The 19,557-nt window shown below is 31.1% G+C and carries 14 protein-coding genes and 1 pseudogene; 9 read left to right on the top strand and 6 right to left on the bottom strand.

All coding sequences use genetic code 11. The features are described 5' to 3' along the window. Positions 1-23: 23 nt before the first annotated feature. Entirely contained in the window at positions 24-1,121 is a 1,098-nt protein-coding gene (locus MRU_RS08835; RefSeq protein WP_012956565.1) for a class I SAM-dependent methyltransferase, read from the bottom strand. 697 nt (positions 1,122-1,818) lie between these two features. Here MRU_RS08835 and MRU_RS08830 point away from each other — a divergent pair. From MRU_RS08830 to dph5, 3 genes are all read left to right on the top strand, one after another. Continuing rightward, positions 1,819-3,279 (top strand): transposase, encoded by a 1,461-nt coding sequence (locus MRU_RS08830; protein WP_012956564.1) that lies wholly within the window; start codon positions 1,819-1,821, stop codon positions 3,277-3,279. Positions 3,280-3,734: 455 nt separating this feature from the next. Further along, positions 3,735-5,138 carry an MATE family efflux transporter gene (locus MRU_RS08825; protein ID WP_012956563.1) on the top strand — a complete coding sequence of 468 codons (1,404 nt, stop codon included), beginning with the start codon at positions 3,735-3,737 and terminating at the stop codon, positions 5,136-5,138. 634 nt (positions 5,139-5,772) lie between these two features. Continuing rightward, entirely contained in the window at positions 5,773-6,570 is a 798-nt protein-coding gene (gene dph5 / locus MRU_RS08820; protein ID WP_143714330.1) for a diphthine synthase, read from the top strand. 1,074 nt (positions 6,571-7,644) lie between these two features. Here dph5 and MRU_RS08815 read toward each other — a convergent pair. After that, entirely contained in the window at positions 7,645-7,884 is a 240-nt protein-coding gene (locus tag MRU_RS08815) for a hypothetical protein (protein WP_012956561.1), read from the bottom strand. Between the two features lie 89 nt (positions 7,885-7,973). Beyond that, positions 7,974-8,522, bottom strand: coding sequence for an ArsR family transcriptional regulator (locus tag MRU_RS08810; RefSeq protein ID WP_012956560.1), 549 nt, complete (start codon positions 8,520-8,522; stop codon positions 7,974-7,976). Between the two features lie 1,054 nt (positions 8,523-9,576). Here MRU_RS08810 and gdhA point away from each other — a divergent pair. Next, entirely contained in the window at positions 9,577-10,911 is a 1,335-nt protein-coding gene (gdhA, locus tag MRU_RS08805; protein WP_012956559.1) for an NADP-specific glutamate dehydrogenase, read from the top strand. 559 nt (positions 10,912-11,470) lie between these two features. On the opposite strand, the pseudogene MRU_RS12090 reads toward gdhA, so the two are convergent. Further along, positions 11,471-11,662 (bottom strand): annotated as a pseudogene (locus MRU_RS12090) (histone family protein); the annotation flags it as partial. A 735-nt stretch (positions 11,663-12,397) separates the two neighbouring features. Here MRU_RS12090 and MRU_RS08795 point away from each other — a divergent pair. The 5 genes from MRU_RS08795 (at position 12,398) to MRU_RS08775 (ending at position 17,519) form a co-directional block, all read left to right on the top strand. Further along, the gene (locus MRU_RS08795; protein ID WP_012956557.1) at positions 12,398-13,801 is read left to right on the top strand and encodes an alanine/glycine:cation symporter family protein; all 1,404 of its coding nucleotides are present in this window, start codon (positions 12,398-12,400) and stop codon (positions 13,799-13,801) included. Positions 13,802-14,039: 238 nt separating this feature from the next. Next, positions 14,040-14,615, top strand: coding sequence for a DapH/DapD/GlmU-related protein (locus MRU_RS08790; RefSeq protein WP_012956556.1), 576 nt, complete (start codon positions 14,040-14,042; stop codon positions 14,613-14,615). 88 nt (positions 14,616-14,703) lie between these two features. Then, entirely contained in the window at positions 14,704-15,711 is a 1,008-nt protein-coding gene (locus tag MRU_RS08785) for an oxidoreductase (protein WP_012956555.1), read from the top strand. A gap of 91 nt (positions 15,712-15,802) precedes the next feature. Next, positions 15,803-16,201, top strand: coding sequence for a PaaI family thioesterase (locus MRU_RS08780; protein WP_012956554.1), 399 nt, complete (start codon positions 15,803-15,805; stop codon positions 16,199-16,201). 94 nt (positions 16,202-16,295) lie between these two features. Next, positions 16,296-17,519 (top strand): M48 family metallopeptidase, encoded by a 1,224-nt coding sequence (locus MRU_RS08775; RefSeq protein ID WP_012956553.1) that lies wholly within the window; start codon positions 16,296-16,298, stop codon positions 17,517-17,519. A gap of 39 nt (positions 17,520-17,558) precedes the next feature. Here the strand turns inward: MRU_RS08775 and MRU_RS08770 are convergent, their stop codons facing one another. Together MRU_RS08770 and MRU_RS08765 are read right to left on the bottom strand one after the other, a co-directional pair. Next, entirely contained in the window at positions 17,559-18,404 is an 846-nt protein-coding gene (locus MRU_RS08770; RefSeq protein WP_012956552.1) for a hypothetical protein, read from the bottom strand. Between the two features lie 202 nt (positions 18,405-18,606). Next, positions 18,607-19,545, bottom strand: a complete 939-nt coding sequence (locus MRU_RS08765) for a hypothetical protein (protein WP_012956551.1) — start codon at positions 19,543-19,545, stop codon at positions 18,607-18,609. Between the last annotated feature and the right edge of the window lie 12 nt (positions 19,546-19,557).

The raw sequence follows: 19,557 nt of genomic DNA, 5'->3' as shown, positions 1-19,557 counted from the left end.
TCTTTTTTTACAAAGAGTTTATGCTATTTTTTATCACTAACTTTACAATCAATAACTACATGCCACATTCCAGGGCTGGTTGACTTTACTTTTCTTGTATTAAGTATCTCAACTTCCTTATTTTGTTTTTCACAAGCTATCTGGGCCCTTTCAATTCCCTGTGAAAAACCCTCTGAGAATTCATAGTAATGAATGACTCCTCCGTCCTTACACATGGAGACAGCCAAATCTAAGAAATCCGGCGCTAATCCTGGAAGATTCATGATAATCCTATCAAATTTTCGTCCCTTCAATTCATTATCTGCAACTATCCTTGTATCTCCACATATTGCAGTGATATGGGCATTAGGCTGCAATTTATTTAACTTAATATTCTCATTGAGATACTTGATTGCATATTCATTAATGTCAACAGCAGTGATATCCACATTCTTTTCTCTTGCTATAACAATAGGAAATGGTCCGATTCCTGCAAACATATCAAGAATCTCTTCGCCATCTTTTGTTTCCTCTTGAACTCTTTTTCTCTCTGTAGCAAGTCTTGGTGAGAAATAGACATTCTTCACATCTAGTTTAAGTCTTGTTCCATGTTCCTTATGGATGGTTATAGGATTGTCCTCACCTGCAATCAGTTCAAGCTGTCTTGTTCTTGTTATTCCTTCAACAGCGCTTCTTTTCATATATACTGTCTTTCGTTTTGTGAACTGAAGTGTGGCCTCTCCAATTTCCTTCTTATGTGCTTCAAGCTCCTCTGGAATTTCTACAATAACCACATCACCAATTATATCAAAGGATTTCTTTAATTCCTCTATCTCCTCATCGCTTAGCTTGTCCTTAAGGAGCTCAGTTATGCTTCTTGGATATCTTTTGACAGTTTCAAGTTCTTCATTTTGGTTTAAATCGACTACTTCGATAGTATAATCGCTATTTTGTTTTATTATTTCTTCTTTACATTCTTCTATGACTTTAGAGAGTATTTCGTCTTCTGTTTCCTCTCTAATCGGTATATGGCCAAAGCCGTTTTCCACCTTGATCTTATAGTCATAGTCAAGAATCTTATGTTTTAGCACTATTTGTCTTGTTGCTTCTATATTTTGCACTGGAATTTTTATGGTTAACATGGTATCTTTGATTAAATTGATTTTATGATTAATTATTATTATATTTGTTGTTGGTTTGTTTAATTTAATTAGGGATTATTTTGTTTAAATGGATAGATTTTTTCTTTCATTTTTTGATTTTTTTATTTTTCTTTTTTTGGCAAGTATTCTTAATTGTTTTTGTCATTTCATTTCTCTTTTGAATAAATATTTAATTTTTATTCTTTTTAATACTATCTCATCTCAATTCCTCCTTACCATTCAAAACTATTAAAACCATCATCCCAATAATCATCAGAGATTATAAATGAAATAATTATGAAAGATAAAAAAGAAAGAAATTTAAAAATTCCTTAATAAACAAAAAGAGATTAAAAAAGAGAACGTGTAACAAATTAAAGAGTGTTGGCAAAAATTATTAACATTTGAACAATTTCTATTTTTTTTACACTTTTTTAATTTTTTTTTCAAATTTTTTTTATTTAAAAATCATCTATTTTTTTCTAAGGATATTCCTTAGTTTTCTTATATTCTTTATATTTTCCTTTGATTTTTACTAATTCTTTGAAATTTTTTTATATTTTTAAAAATACTTTATAATATTACTTTATTCTTACTATAAGTTATTAAAATCTATTTATATTAGAAATAACATATATATAATTATTTATAAGTAATTTTATAACTATTCAGATAATTATATGAATTTTTGATTGATATGATTTTGAATCATTACATTTTAAGTGGAATAAATGAAAAGATTGGTGAAATGGAGGAGGAATTTCAGTTGATGCTACTTGCTTCGGAAATTGTCGATTGTTGTTTTAATTTCTTTGAAATTGAACGAAAAACTTCAAAAGTCGGCAGGCCTCATTTTGAGATTAAGAATATGATAAAACTGATATTTTATGGCTACATTAATAAAATAACGAGTTCTGTAGTCTTGGCTCATAATGCCAAGTATAATTTTCTCTACAGTTTTATTTCGCATGGCTGCGAACCAAGCGACCGGACAATAAGGGATTATCGCAAGAATTTCATGAGCATATTCCAATTAATAATGAGCTTTACACTAATTGCAACATATAAATTGGGTTTGAGTGATTTTAAGTACATTGCAATTGACGGTACGATAAAACAAGCTTATAACTCTCCCTTTAACATAATTAAGGAAAAAGACATCCGGTTATTAATTAAGCATTATATGGTTGAGGAATTAACAAAAAATGAGATTAAAAAGCTTAGAAAAACAGCGAAGAAATTTTTGAAGGATAAAACGAAAACAGACGAAGAAAAAGTGGATATTCTTTTTGAATGGTGGCGTTTGCTGGATTTTTCTGGACAAAGTTCTCTGGGTTTGAATGATCATGATGCGAGATGGATGAAAATTAAGGATAAAGGACAGATTTATCCAAAATTTTCATATAATCTTCAATTAGGGACAGATACTGAGTCTAAGTTGATTTGCGGAGTTAACGTAGTCCAAAACCCAACAGACCATTATCAAATACCCGCTTTAATGAATCAAATCATAAGCAATTTAAATCTTAAACCAACAAAAATTAGCGCAGATACTATTTATTTAACGCTTGCAAACTTAAATTACTTGGATAACTTAGGAATAACTGCCTTAATTCCAACATCTCAGCAAAATCGAGAGAATTCTGGCGAAAAGCCAAACAATCGTTTTGCTATAGGTTATTTTGTTTTTGATGAATATAAAAATGTTTTCATTTGTCCTGAAGGACAGGAATTGACACTTGATGGAATTTATCAGGCACACCCGGAAAAAGGAGGAGGAAACAAGCTAAAAGCAGTCTATTCTAACTTCAATGCTTGCAATAATTGCATAAATAAGGGAGTATGTTTCAAAACAGGGCATAGATCAATAACAAGATATGTTCATGAGCTTGCTTATAAAACTGAGCGGATAATATCTTCAGAAAAAGGCATTGAAGAATATAAATTGCGTTCTAGTACTGTAGAGTCACATAATGGGACTTTCAAAAGGGTTTATCTTTATGATTTTATTCCAATAACCGGTTTAAAAAGAGTACAGGGATTGATGTTTGCCATTGTAGCTTCATATAACTTAATAAGATTCTTAAATCTTATTAAAGAAAATAATATGAGTTTACAATCTGTTATTAATTCAATAAGATACATATCATCGAGTTAAAAAAAATAGTTTAGGAAAAATGAAAAATATTCAAGAAAAAATAATTTCTGCCAACACTCATACCAATCCCAAATTTGATATATTATTTATGATATATTATTTTATAAATATATTTTTTATATTATATGAATACTTATATAAGAGTTTCTATTTAATTTCGCTTGGATACTTAATCATGTTATTTAAAGTGAAATTATAGTTCTCCCCACCAATATAAATGGATTTCTAAAGGAATGTCTAATTTAAGTTTGATTTAGTTCTTTAAAGTCAAATGAATAAATAAATAAATGGAAAAATAAAAAATATATTTACTAAAATTTGATAGTTCAATTTATAAGCCGTATGTTATATTTTTATGAATGTTTTTAGAAGTTTTAAGATATTTTAATTGAGAATTGAATTGTTATGAATGTTTTTAGAAGTTTTAAGATATTTTAATTGAGAATTGAATTGTTATGAATGTTTTTAGAAGTTTTATAGATATTCTAAGCGATAGGACAGTTAATGAAAGAGGATATTTCTTCTCAAATAAGGCACTCTTTGCCTTATTTCTTCCTCTGCTTGTTGAACAAGCCTTAGAATTTTGCGTAGGTCTTGCCGACTCAATGATGGTTGCCTCCCTTGGGGAGGTAGCGATTTCAGGGGTGTCCTTAGTTGACTTTTTAGTTCAGCTGCTTATATTTAGCTTTTCGGCTCTTGCTACAGGGGGAGCTGTTATTGCTGGCCAGTACCTTGGAAACGATGAGCCAGAGAAGGCATGTGACGCTTCAAACCAGCTGGTTTGGTTTACAACCATTCTTGCAGTAATAATGGCTGTTCTTGTCTTGATCTTCAGGCCATTTTTAATCAATCTCTTCTTTGGTCAGATAGAGCCGGATGTCTTTAACACTTCAAGCATTTATCTAAGCTATATGGCTATTTCAATTCCATTCATTGCCATCTACAACTCTGGAGCAGCAATATTTCGTACAATGAACAAGGCAAACCTTCCTATGCAGATAATGTTTGTCTGTGACATTTTAAATGTCATTGGAAATGCCATACTCCTATTTGTCTTTGGATTTGGGGTTGAAGGGGTTGCCATTCCAACTGTTCTTGCAAGAGCATTGGCTGCAGTCATAATGATCTACTTTGTCCTTCAGGAAAGGTATGAAATACATATCAGAAAGACACTTAGGCATAAGTTTGACTGGGTCTTGCTTCGAAAGGTCTTGAATGTGGGAATTCCTTATGGGGTTGAAAACGGCGTGTTCCAGCTTGGAAGGATTCTTATCTTAAGCCTTGTATCTACATTCGGAACAATAGCCATTGCTGCAAACTCTGTAGGATATGCAATTGGGATATTTTCAGTTCTTCCAGGATTTGCAATAAACCTTGGGCTGACTGCCGTCATTTCACGCTGTGTTGGTCATAATGACTATGAGCAGGCCAAGTTCTATAATAAGAAGATACTTATAATAACCTTTTTATCTCATTTGGCAATCAATCTGCTTATATTTGCTCTTCTTCCATATATACTGCAGATATATAATCTATCTCCTGCTGCAAGTGCCTTGACCTATCAGATGGTAGTTTGGCATGGAATCTTTGCAGTTCTAATTTGGCCGATAGCATTTACTCTTCCTACCACATTCAGAGGTGCTGGAGATGCGAAATGGCCGATGGCGGTAAGTTTGTCTGTAATGTTTATCTGCAGGATAGCCTTGTCATATGTGATTGCAGACTTTATGGGAGTTGGTGTATTTGGAACATGGATTGCAATGTTTATAGATTGGTATGTTAGGGCTGCATTCTATGTTTACAGATACTTTAGCGGCAAGTGGATGGAGTATAGAGCTGTTGGGACTAATTTAAGTTGATAAAGAATTTATTTATTATTTAAATTGAATTTGTTGCAATTCTTTACAATTTTCTTATTTTTTTGTTTTTATTTTTATTGAATTAAATTTATTGTAATTCTTTGATTTTTCTTATTTTTTTAAAATTTGGTTTTGATTTTATTCTATTTTTTAATTTTTTCTCTTTTTTCGATATTATTCTAATTTTTCAATATTTTTGGCTAAATATTAATTTTATTCGATTATTTTTAAAGTTTTTATCCTAATAAATTGCTTTCATATTATTTCATATTATTTTGTATAGTTTTTTATGATAAAATTTGTATATTGTTCATTGGGTTTAAATAGTTTTTATATAGTTTTATATGGAAAACTTTTGAATTAATAGATTAACTTTATATATTAGTAATGCATTAAATATTATTAGCTGTTTATAAAACAGCTACGCTTTTTTTTTAAAATAAAGTGGTGATGTATGGTGTAAAAAGGGTTGCTTTTTAACGTTCTAGAGCAGGTTTATGGTGGGCCTGTGTTAATAAGCACCCTTTTTTTTTATTAATTAATTTTACTTTTTTTCATGATTTTAATATTTTAAATTAATTATTAATCATTAATGCTTATTGTTTATTGTTTAAACTTTTATATGGTGTTTTTTATGTTTTATTTAGTGGGATTAGGTTTATTTGATGAAAAAGACATTTCCTTAAAGGGAATTGAAACTTTAAAAAAAGTTGATAAGGTTTATGCTGAATTTTTCACTTCACGCTTGTTTGGATCTAACTTCGAATCCATTGAAGAGACTATTGGAAAAGAGATTATTGTTCTTGATAGGACTCAAGTTGAAGAGGAATCTGTTTTTTTAAAGGAAGCTAAGGAAATTGATGTTGCTCTCATTACAGGGGGAGACCCTTTGATTGCAACCACCCACTCAGACTTTTTAGTTGAATGCGCAAGGGATGGAACCGACTTTGAAGTGATTCACGGTTCAAGCATACTATCTTCCGCACCTGCAATTTCAGGGCTTCAGGCCTATAAGTTTGGAAAGGTGACAACCATTCCATTCCCAGACCTTGAGTACAACTATTTCCCTAAGTCCCCTTATATGGCTATTGAAGAGAACTTGAAAAATGATATGCATACTTTGGTTCTTTTAGATATTCAAGCTCATAAGGATAAGTATATGACAATCAATGAAGGATTAGAAAACCTAATGACAATCAAGGACAATCTTGAAAGGGAAGGGATGATTGATGAGAACAGCTTGGCAATTGGAATTGCTAGGGTAGGATCCAAGGACAATGTAGTAAAGGCAGGATACATTAAGGATCTTTTGGATTATGATTTCGGAGGCCCTCTTCATTGCATTGTGATTCCATCTAAATTGCATATTGTGGAAGCTGAATATTTGGTTCATGTTGCAGATGGTCCTAAAGAGATTTTAGATGATTTATAGGCTTGTTTTTTAAAAATAGTTTAAGGTTTATCTCTTATTTAAAAAAATAGTTTTATATCTCTTTTTTAAAAGTTGGCATGGTCTTAAAGAGAGATAAGATTGATAAAAAAAGTCAAAAAAAGATTGGAAAAGGGAACATAGTGTTCTTGTGTTAGTTTCTAAACTTTTATTTGATAAATTTTATCCGTCTTCTTTATAAATTATTATAAAGGTTCTTTGTTAACTATGTTCCGATAATTTAATCAAATAAATTTGATTATTCCCTTTATCCAATGGATGTATAATCCTAGTTATATTTTTTATTTTTTTCATTAATAAAATTTCCTATTTTTCTAATCAATTTCATTTAAGTAATGATTTTTTAACAAATGTTATTACTTTAGTCCATTTTTGATTTTTGACTTATAAAAATCGTTTTTTAGGGGGATTAAATAGCTTTTATAATTATTTAATTTGTTTTTATTCATCAAAACTATTTAATTATTTTTCTTTTTTATTAAGTCATTGTCTAGTTTGTTTTTATTCATTAAAACTATTTATTTGGTTGATTTTTTTATCATTAAGAACAAATTTGAATAAAAACTTATTTTGGAGAAAGTTAATTAAAAGAGTTAATTTGATCCTAATTATGAAAATTAGTGGGGGGTAGAAAATAATTGGAAGTAAAAAAAGTATTAATTAGAGGATATTTATTAAGTCTTTAAAATTAAATTAATAAGTATTTATAGTATTTAGGTAATTTATAATAAGAATATTTATACGGGAGGTATAAATAAACAAGTTTTAAGGTAATTTATATAGGACTTTTAAAATTAAAGAAAATTAACAAATATCCTCTTAAATTAAAATTGATAAATTAATAAATCATTTTGTATTGGAGATTATAAAATTTTTTATTAATGATATGCAATTAAATACATATCGTATTATATTATGTTATGAAAGCATATAAATGTTTCGTTTTTTGATTAAAAAAATAAGTTTTTTCAATATAAAAAAATATATTTTCGCTAATGAATTCAAAAAATGATTAAAGGATGAAGTGGCTAAAACATATTATTTTTAAAAAATAAGTTATCTTTTATAGTCTTTAGGGGTTTGTCTTCTCAATTCATATCTTTTTGGGCTTCCAACATCTTCATGAGCCTCGTTCAGGATATGAATAAAGACTCTGCGGTTTAAGTTGTATTTTTTGCTGAACTTTTTATAAAGAGCATATTTGCTTCTTCTATTTCCAAAGTAGTCTATCTTTTCAAGATATTCTTTTTTAATCTCTTCAATCGGACTTAAAGGTTCTTGTTTATCTTCAGCCATTTTCAATCCCTTTTTGAATTTTAATTAAATAGTTTATTCAATTTATTTCTAATTAAAATTATGGTTTATCTATTAATTAATGTTTTCGTTTAGATAATCAGCATCTTTCCTGCATTTGTTAGATAGTACTTTTCATACTGCTTAGTCTGCCCCACCAGGCCATCTTCCATAAGGCTGTTTATATGCTTATAGACCATGGCTCTAGAGATTCCTATATTCTTTCCAATAAGAATTGCAGTCTGCTCTGTTTCATTCAGACTCTTTAGAATTTTCATTTTTGTTTCAGATAGATTTATGCTTAATCTAGGCATTTGGATAATCTGATTGTTGAAGGAATAGAATATATAGTCTGCAGCTTCCTTATTTGCAACAAAGTTCAGCATTGATCCTAAAAAGTTTCCATCGCTTGCAACATAGATCTCATCATCTGTGTCTTGATGGCGAATTATGTCTGTAAGCTGCTTGCAGGCATCAATTGCATTTGTTGTACTTATCTTTATGTTTTCTTTAGTCATGTACTGATCAAGGAGGCTTGTTTCGTTATAGTTTGAGTAGACTGAAATTAGCTTGTCTATCTGGTTTTTCATAGCTATTTCCACAAGTTCCTTTCCCTTTAAATTTGAGATTAGTATTTTCATTTTTATCACTGATGAAAAGTAGTTATTTTTTTAAAACTTTAATCAAAACTTTACTATTTTTTAAAAAATTTGAATTTTTCTAGCGTTCAGAATCTTAATGTTTTGTTTGTATTATTGTCCATAATTTTTATTAATTCTATATAATTTTGTTCATTTTTGGTCGGCACTTTATTTTCCTACCCTACTGAAATCCAGATTTTCGGATTTGAAAATGAATATTGGTTAAAATATTTTAAATATACTACTTTGTCTATTTTTATACAAAATAATTATATTATGTTTAGTTATTTCAATATTTTATATACAATGAATAAAAAATCATAAGTCTCTTTGGCTTGAAAAAGATTTCCATATCCTCTTAAAAAAGTCCAATTTTTTGCTGTTATTTTGTGATTTTTTATAGTTTTTTATTCATATTTTTTATTATTGTTTTATTTTTTATATAAATTTTTCGATTTGTCAACCTTTAGTATTGAATTGTAAATTTATAATAAATTCTTTTATTTTTAATTTAAAGATAAATTAATGCTATTTTTTGCACATTTAATTCATCTTTTAAAAAATTTTTTAAATTTGTAAACCTTTAACATTGAATTGTATATATAAATTTCTTAAAAATAGGTAGCTTTATATTGAATATTATTCAATTTATTATTAGACATCAAAAATCGGAAAAGGTTTTCCACTATCCTTGATTTAAGTTCTTAAAATAAATTTATTTTGGAATTTAGATTTATGGTAGTGAAATCTTATCCAATGTCTCGATATTAATTTTTCAAATTCCCTTTGTATCTTAAGCTTAAACTAATTTTTTGCGCTTTTTAGACCATTTGAGAATTTTGATTAATATCTCTAATTAATATAAACTAATATTTACTTAATTTAGTAAAAGTAGCTAAAAAATAGTTAAAATGTCTTTTGTAGTTAAGTATAGTTAGTTGAAATATAGTTGAATTTTATAAAACGGTTATTTTTATTATTTTAATTAATTATTAGTTTTATTAATTGAAAAGATCAATTCTTTTTATTTTTTATAACTTATGGAGAATAAATTATGTCCTATGTAGATGAAGTAATTGACTTAATTGTTAAAGAAAACCCTGATGAACCTGAGTTTCATCAAGCTGTAAAAGAAGTATTAGAATCTTTAAGAGTCGTAATCGAAGAAAACGAAGAACAATACAGAAAAGACGCACTTTTAGAAAGATTAGTTAACCCAGAAAGACAAATCAAATTCAGAGTCCCTTGGGTAGACGACAACGGACAAGTGCAAGTAAACACCGGTTACCGTGTACAGTTCAACAGTGCAATCGGACCTTACAAAGGCGGTCTTCGTTTCCACCCTTCCGTAAATGTAGGTATCATTAAGTTCTTAGGATTCGAACAAATCTTCAAAAACTCCTTAACCGGCCTTCCAATTGGCGGAGGTAAAGGAGGATCCAACTTTGATCCTAAAGGAAAATCTGACAGAGAAGTAATGGCATTCTGTCAAAGTTTCATGACTGAACTCTGCAAATACATTGGTGCTGACACTGACGTTCCTGCTGGAGATATAGGTGTAGGTGGTAGGGAAATCGGTTACTTATTCGGTCAATACAAAAGAATCCAAGGATTATACGAAGGAGTTCTCACTGGTAAAGGATTAACTTTCGGCGGATCTTTAGCAAGAACTGAAGCAACTGGATATGGTTTATTATACTTCGCTAACGCAATGCTTAAGGCAAACGGCGAAACCTTAGAAGGTAAAACCGTAATTATGTCTGGTGCAGGAAATGTAGCTATCTATGCTATCGAAAAGGCTTACCAACTTGGAGCTAAACCTGTAACCTGTTCCGATTCCACCGGTTGGATTTACGACCCTGAAGGAATCGATGTAGAATTATTAAAAGAAATCAAAGAAGTAAGACGTGAAAGATTAACTGCATATGCTGAAGCAAGACCATCTGCTGAATACCACGAAGGTAAAGGCGTATGGACCGTAAAAGCTGACGTTGCATTCCCATGTGCTACCCAAAACGAATTAGACATTGATGACGCTAAAACCTTAGTTGAAAACGGTGTCATTGCTGTAGCTGAAGGTGCAAACATGCCAACCACCTTGGAAGCAACCGAATACTTAATTGAAAACGGTGTTTTATTCTCACCAGGTAAAGCTTCCAACGCAGGTGGAGTAGCTACTTCCGCTCTTGAAATGAGTCAAAACTCTCAAAGATTATCTTGGACCTTTGAAGAAGTTGATTCCAGACTCCAAACAATCATGGAAGATATCTTTGCAAATGTAGATGCAGCTGCTAAAGAATACGGATTTGAGAAAAACTATGTAGTTGGAGCAAACATTGCTGGATTCTTAAAAGTAGTTGACGCAATGAACGCTCAAGGAATCGTATAGATTCCTTATTTTTTCTTTTTTTTACTTTTTTTCTTATTATTTATAATCTTCTTACTTTTTTGAAATGCTTATTTTTTTTAAAAACATTTTTTTTAAGAAACTAATGGTTACTGTATCATTAAATTCCAGTTAAGAACAAGAAGTTCTTTGCATTGTTTTCATGGCCCATCTTCTTTTCTATCAAAGCATTTTTTTAGTGTTTTAAAAAATAGTAAAAAATTAAATAATTTTTAAAAGATAGCGGTTTTTTGAATTTTAAAAAATGAAAAAAAGTTATAAAAAAATAATTTAAGATAAAAAAGAACTAATTTATCTTAATAAAAAAATAATAAAATTTTCAAATAATAAAAACTATAGGATTTAAGTCAAATCAATAAAAATTTTTATTAGCTTAGTTTAATCTTCATTTATTTATTTATTCTTTTTTTTCTAGTTTCATAAATGATTTAATGATTTCTTCAAAGCCTTTTCCGTCTGCTGCAGCATCTAATACTTTTTGAACCACTTCTAAAAGGTTGTGTGGATTCTCAGCAGTGGATTCAGAAGTTTCTGGGCGGCCAATAGCTAATGCAATATCTTCTGCTTTTACTGTTTGTCTTTTTGCAAGTTTTGCATAGTCAATTGCTTTTCTAGCAATGGCATCTGCATCAGTTTCTAAGTAATCTACTAATGCATCTACTGCCTCAGCACTTACTCTTTCAGCGCCCTCTTCTTTCATAATCCTTTTTACAGGTGCTTTTGGAATCGCCATATTTTTCACCTCGGTTATATTGGTATAATTTTTATTATATTATAATTATTACTAAAACTTTTCTCTTTAATAGATAAGTCAATTAAGTATTAAAGCGTTAAGATTACTTAATTTTCTAAAAATAATAAATTTAACTAAGATAAATAAGATAAAGGCGTTTTTATTAGATATTTCTTAATATATAAATTTGGCAGTATGGTATAGTGAACGCTCAAGGAATCGTTAGAACTATTGATATTTAATCGATTTGAAATAATTTGATAGAATTAGTATTTCATCTTTTTTTTATTTTTTAGGCTATTAATTACTTTTTTTATTTTTAAGGTCATTTCTTACTTTTTTCTTATTTTTTCTTTTTAATTTATTCTTTTTTTTTTATTATTGTTTCATTTAAGCATTATGCCCTATTTTTAAAAATAAAGCATTAAATATCGAATCCATATAATAATCTATTTAAGTTTATAACTATAAAAATAATACTTGAAGATAATTTTTTAATACATAGATATTTTATTATAGAAGAACGCTTTTTTAAAGCATAGGTATTCTATTATAGGAGAAAGCTTTTTTTAAGCACAGGTATTCTATTATAGGAGAAAGCTTTTTTTAAGCACAGGTATTCTATTATAGGAGAAAGCTTTTTTTAAGCACAGGTATTCTATTATAGGAGAAAGCTTTTTAAAACACAGATATTTATTAGAGAACAAAACTTTTTAAATGTGATATTATGGTATAGTGGCTGGTTTAAATCTGATTGATAGTGTAATGTATTACCCTATTCTAATTATCGTTATGGCAATTGCAGGACTCTACTTTACTTTTAAAACAAGAGGAGTCCAGATAAGATTATTTTTAGAGTCCATAAGAATCCTTACGGAGCCTCCGGATGAGGAAGGCAGCATATCTTCCCTTCAGGCAATGCTTGTCTCCACAGCTTCAAGGGTAGGAACAGGCAATATCATAGGGGTCTCCACTGCATTATGTCTGGGAGGTCCCGGCGCATGCTTCTGGATGTGGGTGATGTGTATCATCGGAGCATCATCTGCATTCATGGAAAGTACACTTGCTCAGATTTATAAAAGAAAGGACAAGGAGGGGGTCTTCTATGGAGGTCCTGCATATTATATAGAGCATGGTCTTCATAAGCATAAATTGGCTCTGCTCTTTTGCGTATTTCTCCTTGCTACATATGCCGTAGGATTCAATATGCTTTGCTCCTTTAACCTTCAGTCAACATTCATGGAATATCCGTTCTATCATCCAAGCATAACTCCGATTATCATAGGTGCCGTGCTTGCCATTATCACCTGCTACTGCTTACTTGGAGGGGGAAAAAGGATTGTCAGTGTCACAAGCACACTTGTTCCGGTTATGGGAGTTTCCTATGTCATCATATGTTTGATTGTGATTCTTTTCAACATTCAAAACGTGCCAGTTATGTTTCTTTTAATCTTTAGGGATGCATTTGATTTCCAGTCCATCCTTGGAGGGGTTGCAGGATCATGTATGGTTTATGGGATAAAAAGAGGATTGTACTCAAATGAGGCAGGTGTAGGTTCAGCCCCTAACGCTTCAGCTTCTGCAGATGTATCCCACCCTGCAAAACAGGGATTGGCTCAGACACTATCTGTATATATTGACACCCTTCTTCTTTGTACAGCCTCTGCATTGATGTGCCTGTCCACTGGAGTGGTAAGGGATGCGGCGGTTTCCGGTGCTCCATATGTCCAAAACGCCATTTCATCTGTCTTTGGATGGATAGGCCCTATATTCATTACAGTTGCTATGATTCTTTTTGCATTTACAAGCCTGATTGGAAACCTTTATTATACAAATAATGTCTTAATGTTCATGAACAATGAGAAGATGCCTTCAAAGAGATTCGTGCACATATTTCATATTGCATGCTCATTGATTATTTTCATTGGAGCAATCATTCCAATGGATGCCGCATGGGCTATGGCCGACATTACAATGGGTGGAATGACTTTGATAAACCTTCCTGTTTGTTTGCTTTTAAGCAAGGCAGCTATAGATTGTCTTAAGGATTATGAAAGGCAGAAGAAGATGGGACTTAAGCCAGTATTTAAGGCAAGTTCGATCGGACTAAATGAAGAAGAGCTAGATTGGTGGAAGTAATTAGCTTTTATGATCTTTTAGTTTTTACTTATATTTTTTAGTGGTCTGATTTTTTTTAATTTTTTAATTTTTTTTTGTTTAGTTTTTTAATCTTATTTTTAATAATTTATAAATTTATTGATAATTTTTTAATCTTATTTTTAATTATATTTTTATTGATTAGTTTTTTAGATTTTTTTTTTAATCATCTGATAATTTTTTATAAAATTTTATATCTAATTAAAGTCAACTTATAATTATGTTAGAACTAGATAAACTTTTGGATATCTTTAATGCTGGAGATACATTGGTTATGGATGAGGAAGCTACAGATGCTTGCAATTACTATAGTGCCGAAGCACAGAAGATTACTTGCGAATTAAATTATCAATATAATGACTTTGATAAAAGAAGAGAATTGTTCTCCAAACTCATCAATCAGGAGCTGGATGATGAATTCAGGGTTTTTACACCCTTCTTTACAGATTTTGGTAAAAACATACATCTGGGAAAGAATGTCTTCATCAATGCAGGATGCAAGTTCCAGGATCAGGGAGGAATATATATTGGAGATGATGTGCTTATAGGCCATAATGTGGTTATGGCTACCTTAAATCATGATGAAAATCCTAATAATCGTGCTAATTTGATTGCAGCTCCAATAAGGATTGGAAATAAGGTTTGGATAGGTTCAAATGCAACCATTCTTCCAGGAGTTAGCATTGGTGATGGAGCAATCATTGCAGCAGCTGCAGTGGTTACAAAGGATGTAGAGGAAAACTCCATAGTTGCTGGAGTTCCAGCTAAGTTTATTAGGAAGGTTAAAACGGATTAATCTGTTTTCACTGATGGTTTTATTAAAGAATTATGCTTATGGTAGTATTTTAATTAGTCATACTTATATTTTATTTAAAGGGATTTTTATGAAGGACATATTTGATGAATGCCAGTTTGGCGAGTTTAAATTAAAAAGCAGAATTATCAGAACTGGCGGATGGGAAAGAGACACAGAAGACGGAGGCTTTTTAAAGCCAAAAGTCTTTGACAGATATGAAAAGATGGCTGGAAATGAGGTCGGCTTAATAGTCTCTGAAATGTTTGCACTTGACCCTAAGGACCGTTTTTATCCATACTGTGCAAACATGAACTATAAGGGATTCATTAAGGATTATAAACAGGTTACAAACCTATCACATCACTTTGAGGTTCCTATTTTAGGCCAGCTTGCTTTCTTCTTTTTTGATGATGGAACAAACCAGAAGGCAGAGCCAAATGACATAAGCCTTGAAGGAATAAGAAAGCTTCAGGCAGAGGTGGTTATGGCTGCCAAGAAGTTTTCATTTGCAGGCTTTGATGGAATTCAAATAAACATGGCTCATAACTTTTATCTTGCAAGATTCATCAATCCTTATTTTAACCAGAGAACCGATGATTATGGTGGAAGCACTGAAAAAAGAATGAGAATAGTTGTAGAGATTATAAAGCTTATAAAAAAGATGGTAGGATGTCATGTAAGCTTTAGAATCAATGCTGTTGATGGAAGAAAAGGTGGAATGACTCTTGATGAAAGCTTTAAGATAGCAAAGATTCTTGCTGAAGCCGGTGCAGATAGCGTTCAGATTACAGCTAGAACAATCTCCTTTAAGTTTGGAGAGACTGGAGACCACGCATTCCTTTCCTATGCCGATAGAATGGCAAAGGAATTGGATATTCCAGTAATATTAGGGGGCACCTTGCGAGATATGAAAACAATGAATGAGATCTTGAATGAGACAGATATTGAATTCTTATCACTTGCAAAGCCTTTTGTAGCTCAACAAGACTTCTTGAGCGAATGGAAGGAAAATGGTGATGGAGTTTCCAGATGCAGGGCTTGCAATAATTGTTATGGTAAAAAGGAGAGTAATTGTTTCCAGTTTGGTGATGAATGAATAGTTTATTGTAAAAATTTTAATTTTTTAAGTTAGATGCTTTTATATTTTATTTTAATTTTTAATAGTTTTAATTGTTTTTGGTGAGTATATGGCAACTTTTAGTTCAATAGAAGAGGCAAGAGAGTTTTTTAAGGGAGATAAGTTTGCAACTAACATTGGAGTTCAATTGGATGAGCTTGAAGATGACTCCTGTGTATGCAGCTTAGAGCTATGTGATGATTTTAGAAATGCCTATGGTGCTGTAATGGGTGGAGCAATATTCACTCTTGGAGATTTTGCATTTGCAGTTTTATCTAATCAATTGCACAGACCTACTGTAGGATTGCAGGTAAGCATTAATTATTTAAGTGGAGCAAAAGGAGAAAAGCTCATTGCTAAGGCACATTATAAAAAGAATGGAAGAACTACTTCTGTAATCAATGTGGATATAATTGATGATACTGGAAGAGAGATAGCACAGTTTGTTGGAACTGGATATAAGATGTGATTTTAGATCAATTGATTGAAAATTATTTTTAGTTATGTTAATGATTGATAGTTGTTTTTAATTTTTATAGATTTTTATTTTTAAGGGGGTAAAAATGCAAAAAGACAATTCTAATCAGAATAATGATTTAAAGCAGGGGATTAGTGATTCTAATCAAGAGAAGGATTTAAACCATAAGACCAATAATTCTAATCAAAATAAGGATTTTAATAATAGAATTAGCAATTATAATCAAGAAATGGGTTTTAAAAATAAATCCAATAATTCTAAACAAGAAAATGATTCGAAAAACGATTTAGATTCCAATAAAAACATAAATCCTTTTAAGCAAAAGGATGATGATTTTGATAAGGCCTTAGATAAAAACTACCTAGAAGAGTATAATACTCAGTACTACTACAGCATTAGCCAGTGCACTTCATTGGATAATAGCTCACAAGGTCGTTTAGTTTCAAACATCCTTCTTAATTTGATAGAGTCTCTTGAAAACTATCTTTTAAAGATAGCTAGAATTGATTATATTAACAGTTATTTTGATTGGGATTTTCATTTATTAAACAGCTCATTTGAAAATGCATTCTGCATGCCTGGTGGCAAGGTATTGGTTTACTCTGGCATATTGTCAATTGCCGATAATGAGGAAAGGATTGCATATATATTGGCTCATGAGATGGCTCATGCATTGCTTAATCATCCAAGGGATTATATTATTGTTAAGGATAAAGAATATAATAATGTTCTTTTATTTAAGCCATTTAGTCTTAATCAGGAGTTTGAGGCTGATAGATTAGCTATGATGATACTTAAATGGGCAGATTATGATATTGGCAATATTCCTTCATTCTGCCAGTTCCTTAGGGGAAACTATAATAAGTTTAACTATTTTTCCACACATCCCTTAAGTGATGATAGGCTTATGAATATGGAAAGTCTGATTGCTGAGATAAATAATCTAAAGGACGATTGCTTTGCACCTATTATAAAGAATGATAGGTCTAATGCCCTTATTTATACAAAGAGATATGCTGGTTCTCAGTATAATGATAAAGATAATGAGATTGAGGATAGGCCAAAGGTATTTTGCACTAATTGCGGATACTATGAGGATTCCGATGCAGTCTTCTGTTCTAATTGCGGTTCTAGAATGGATGATAAGTCTAGATGTGATAGATGTGGGGCTCTAATCGATCCAGGGGATGTCTTTTGTACAAATTGTGGCAATGTATTGGTAGATGATTATAAATGTTTTAACTGTGGTCATAAAATAAAACCTGGTGATGTATTCTGTGTAAACTGTGGAATAAAGCTTATTAGGTAGTTAAAGCTAAAAAATTCTAATGTTGAGCTTATTTAAACTTTAACAGTTCCTAGCGAGCTGTTCTAATTCTTCATTTATTTCCTTATAGAAATAGGCTGAAAGTTCATTTAATTCCATGGTGCTAAAGTCATCAGGATCAATTCTTTTTGAATGAACATCATCCATGACTATTTTTATCCCATTTCTTATTCCAAGTCTCATACCCTCTTCAAAGATTGTTTGGCAGTGCTCCTTGACCAAGTCAGTCACTCTGAATTTGCCGTTCTTGTTCTTGTAGATTGCAGAGATGATTCCTATTTTGGATTTATTACCTAATTTGATTCTCTTATTGCATCTTTTTTTAGCCAACTTTAGATCAATATCCAAAACATCAAACAATTCCTCAAAATGGTAGTCAACCATTAGGTTGTTATCAGTTGTGAATTCACAAAAGGATCGTAGTATTCCTTCAACTATGACAATGACTTGTTCTTCTTCCTTCATTTTATAGTAATCTCTTTCCCCATATTTTGGAGTGCATTTTTCCAAATCTTCAAGGGAACTGATTTTAGGAACGTAATTTAAGAACAATCCGCTGTTCATCCTTAAAACTTCGTTAAAATGTTCCTCATCATCCCTATGGAGCTTTACCATGAAGCTCTTTCCAAGAGGTATGGAACTTAATATTCCTCTTTTTAAGGTGTCTATGTAGAATTCCTCTAGAGGTTCCAGGATGTTTTCGTCCTTGTCTATTAGCTTGATTTCTTTAAATATCTTATCTAAATCGTGGTTTGATTTTGGATAGACACTTAAAACGTCTGGAATATCTAAGTTCAGTGTTTTTATTATGGAACTTAAATAGACCTTTTGCTGGTTTTTATAGCCGTTTACAATTTCATTTATCATTTTAGTCTCCTTTTGGCTTTTCAAATGTTCGTTGCAGTTTTTAAATCTTTGTAGCGCTTTTCAAATGTTCGTTATACTTTGAATTTTCCATTTTAATCTTTTGTTGCTTTAGGATTTTGCTATTTATTTTTCCATTTTAATCCTTTGTTTTGCTTTAGGATTTTGTCAATTTATTTAAAAATTCTTTTATCAGTTTCTTTTTCTATAAACCCTCCTTAATGTATAGAAAGCTTTCTCTAGAGCTCATTGAATTCATCTCTTCATAGTCTAGCCTGTCATTTTGAATGTCCTCTAGAACTATCTTTATGCCATTTAAAAGGCCGATGATCTTTCCTTCATTGAATACATGAATAAGATATTTATTGACAAGCTCTCTGATTTTAAACTCTCCTTCCAGATTGGAGAATACAGGGGAAATGAAGACGTCCTTTGCAGTCTCCTCATCAAAGCGCAGATTGTTTTCACAGCCATTCTCTGCCTTTTCCAAATCCACCTCCAATGCTTCAAAGAACTTCTGGAATAGGATATTTTGAATTCCCATCTTCAAGTCATCAACACATTTCTTTAATTCCTCATTATCCTCATATGATTTCACCTCCCTTTGGCGGATATAATCTTCCATTTCCTTTGCATCAGGATTCACTTCAAAGTCAAATTTGTCTTCCCATTGGGTCTCGACATTTATGCAGGTGTATGAGCGGATGTCTTCAAAGCTTTCGTTTCTGTAGTTTATCTCTTTAGGATGCCTCTCTTGGGTAAATTTCTTAACCTTTATCGGAGGAATGATCTTCTTTAGAACCTCTATCTTAAAGTCATAGAAGGTAAAATGTTGATAATCCTCTTCGAGACATTCCACATAGTTTTCAGGATGTGACTTTGCATAGTTGAACTTTAAGATCTTGCCAAAGCCAATTCCCAAATATATTCCTTCCTTGAAGACTTCAACATAAGCTTCCTTGATCTTTTTGGCTGCTTTCTTTTCATCGTAGTCATATATGTCGATTGTGCTTAAGATGTTTGCAATATCTAAATTAATCCCTAAGGGAAGTTTATTTATTTCTTCGTCAATTCCTCTCATCTTGAGGATAGAATTGGAAGTGCTTAGACGTTTTTCGTAGTAGTCATAAATTTCGTCAATCATGGAATCACCATG

The sequence above is a fragment of the Methanobrevibacter ruminantium M1 genome, assembly GCF_000024185.1.
GTDB classification, from domain to species: Archaea; Methanobacteriota; Methanobacteria; order Methanobacteriales; family Methanobacteriaceae; genus Methanobrevibacter; species Methanobrevibacter ruminantium.
The sequence above is the reverse complement of the archived record's forward strand: the minus strand, read 5'-3'. Positions and strand labels throughout refer to the sequence as shown.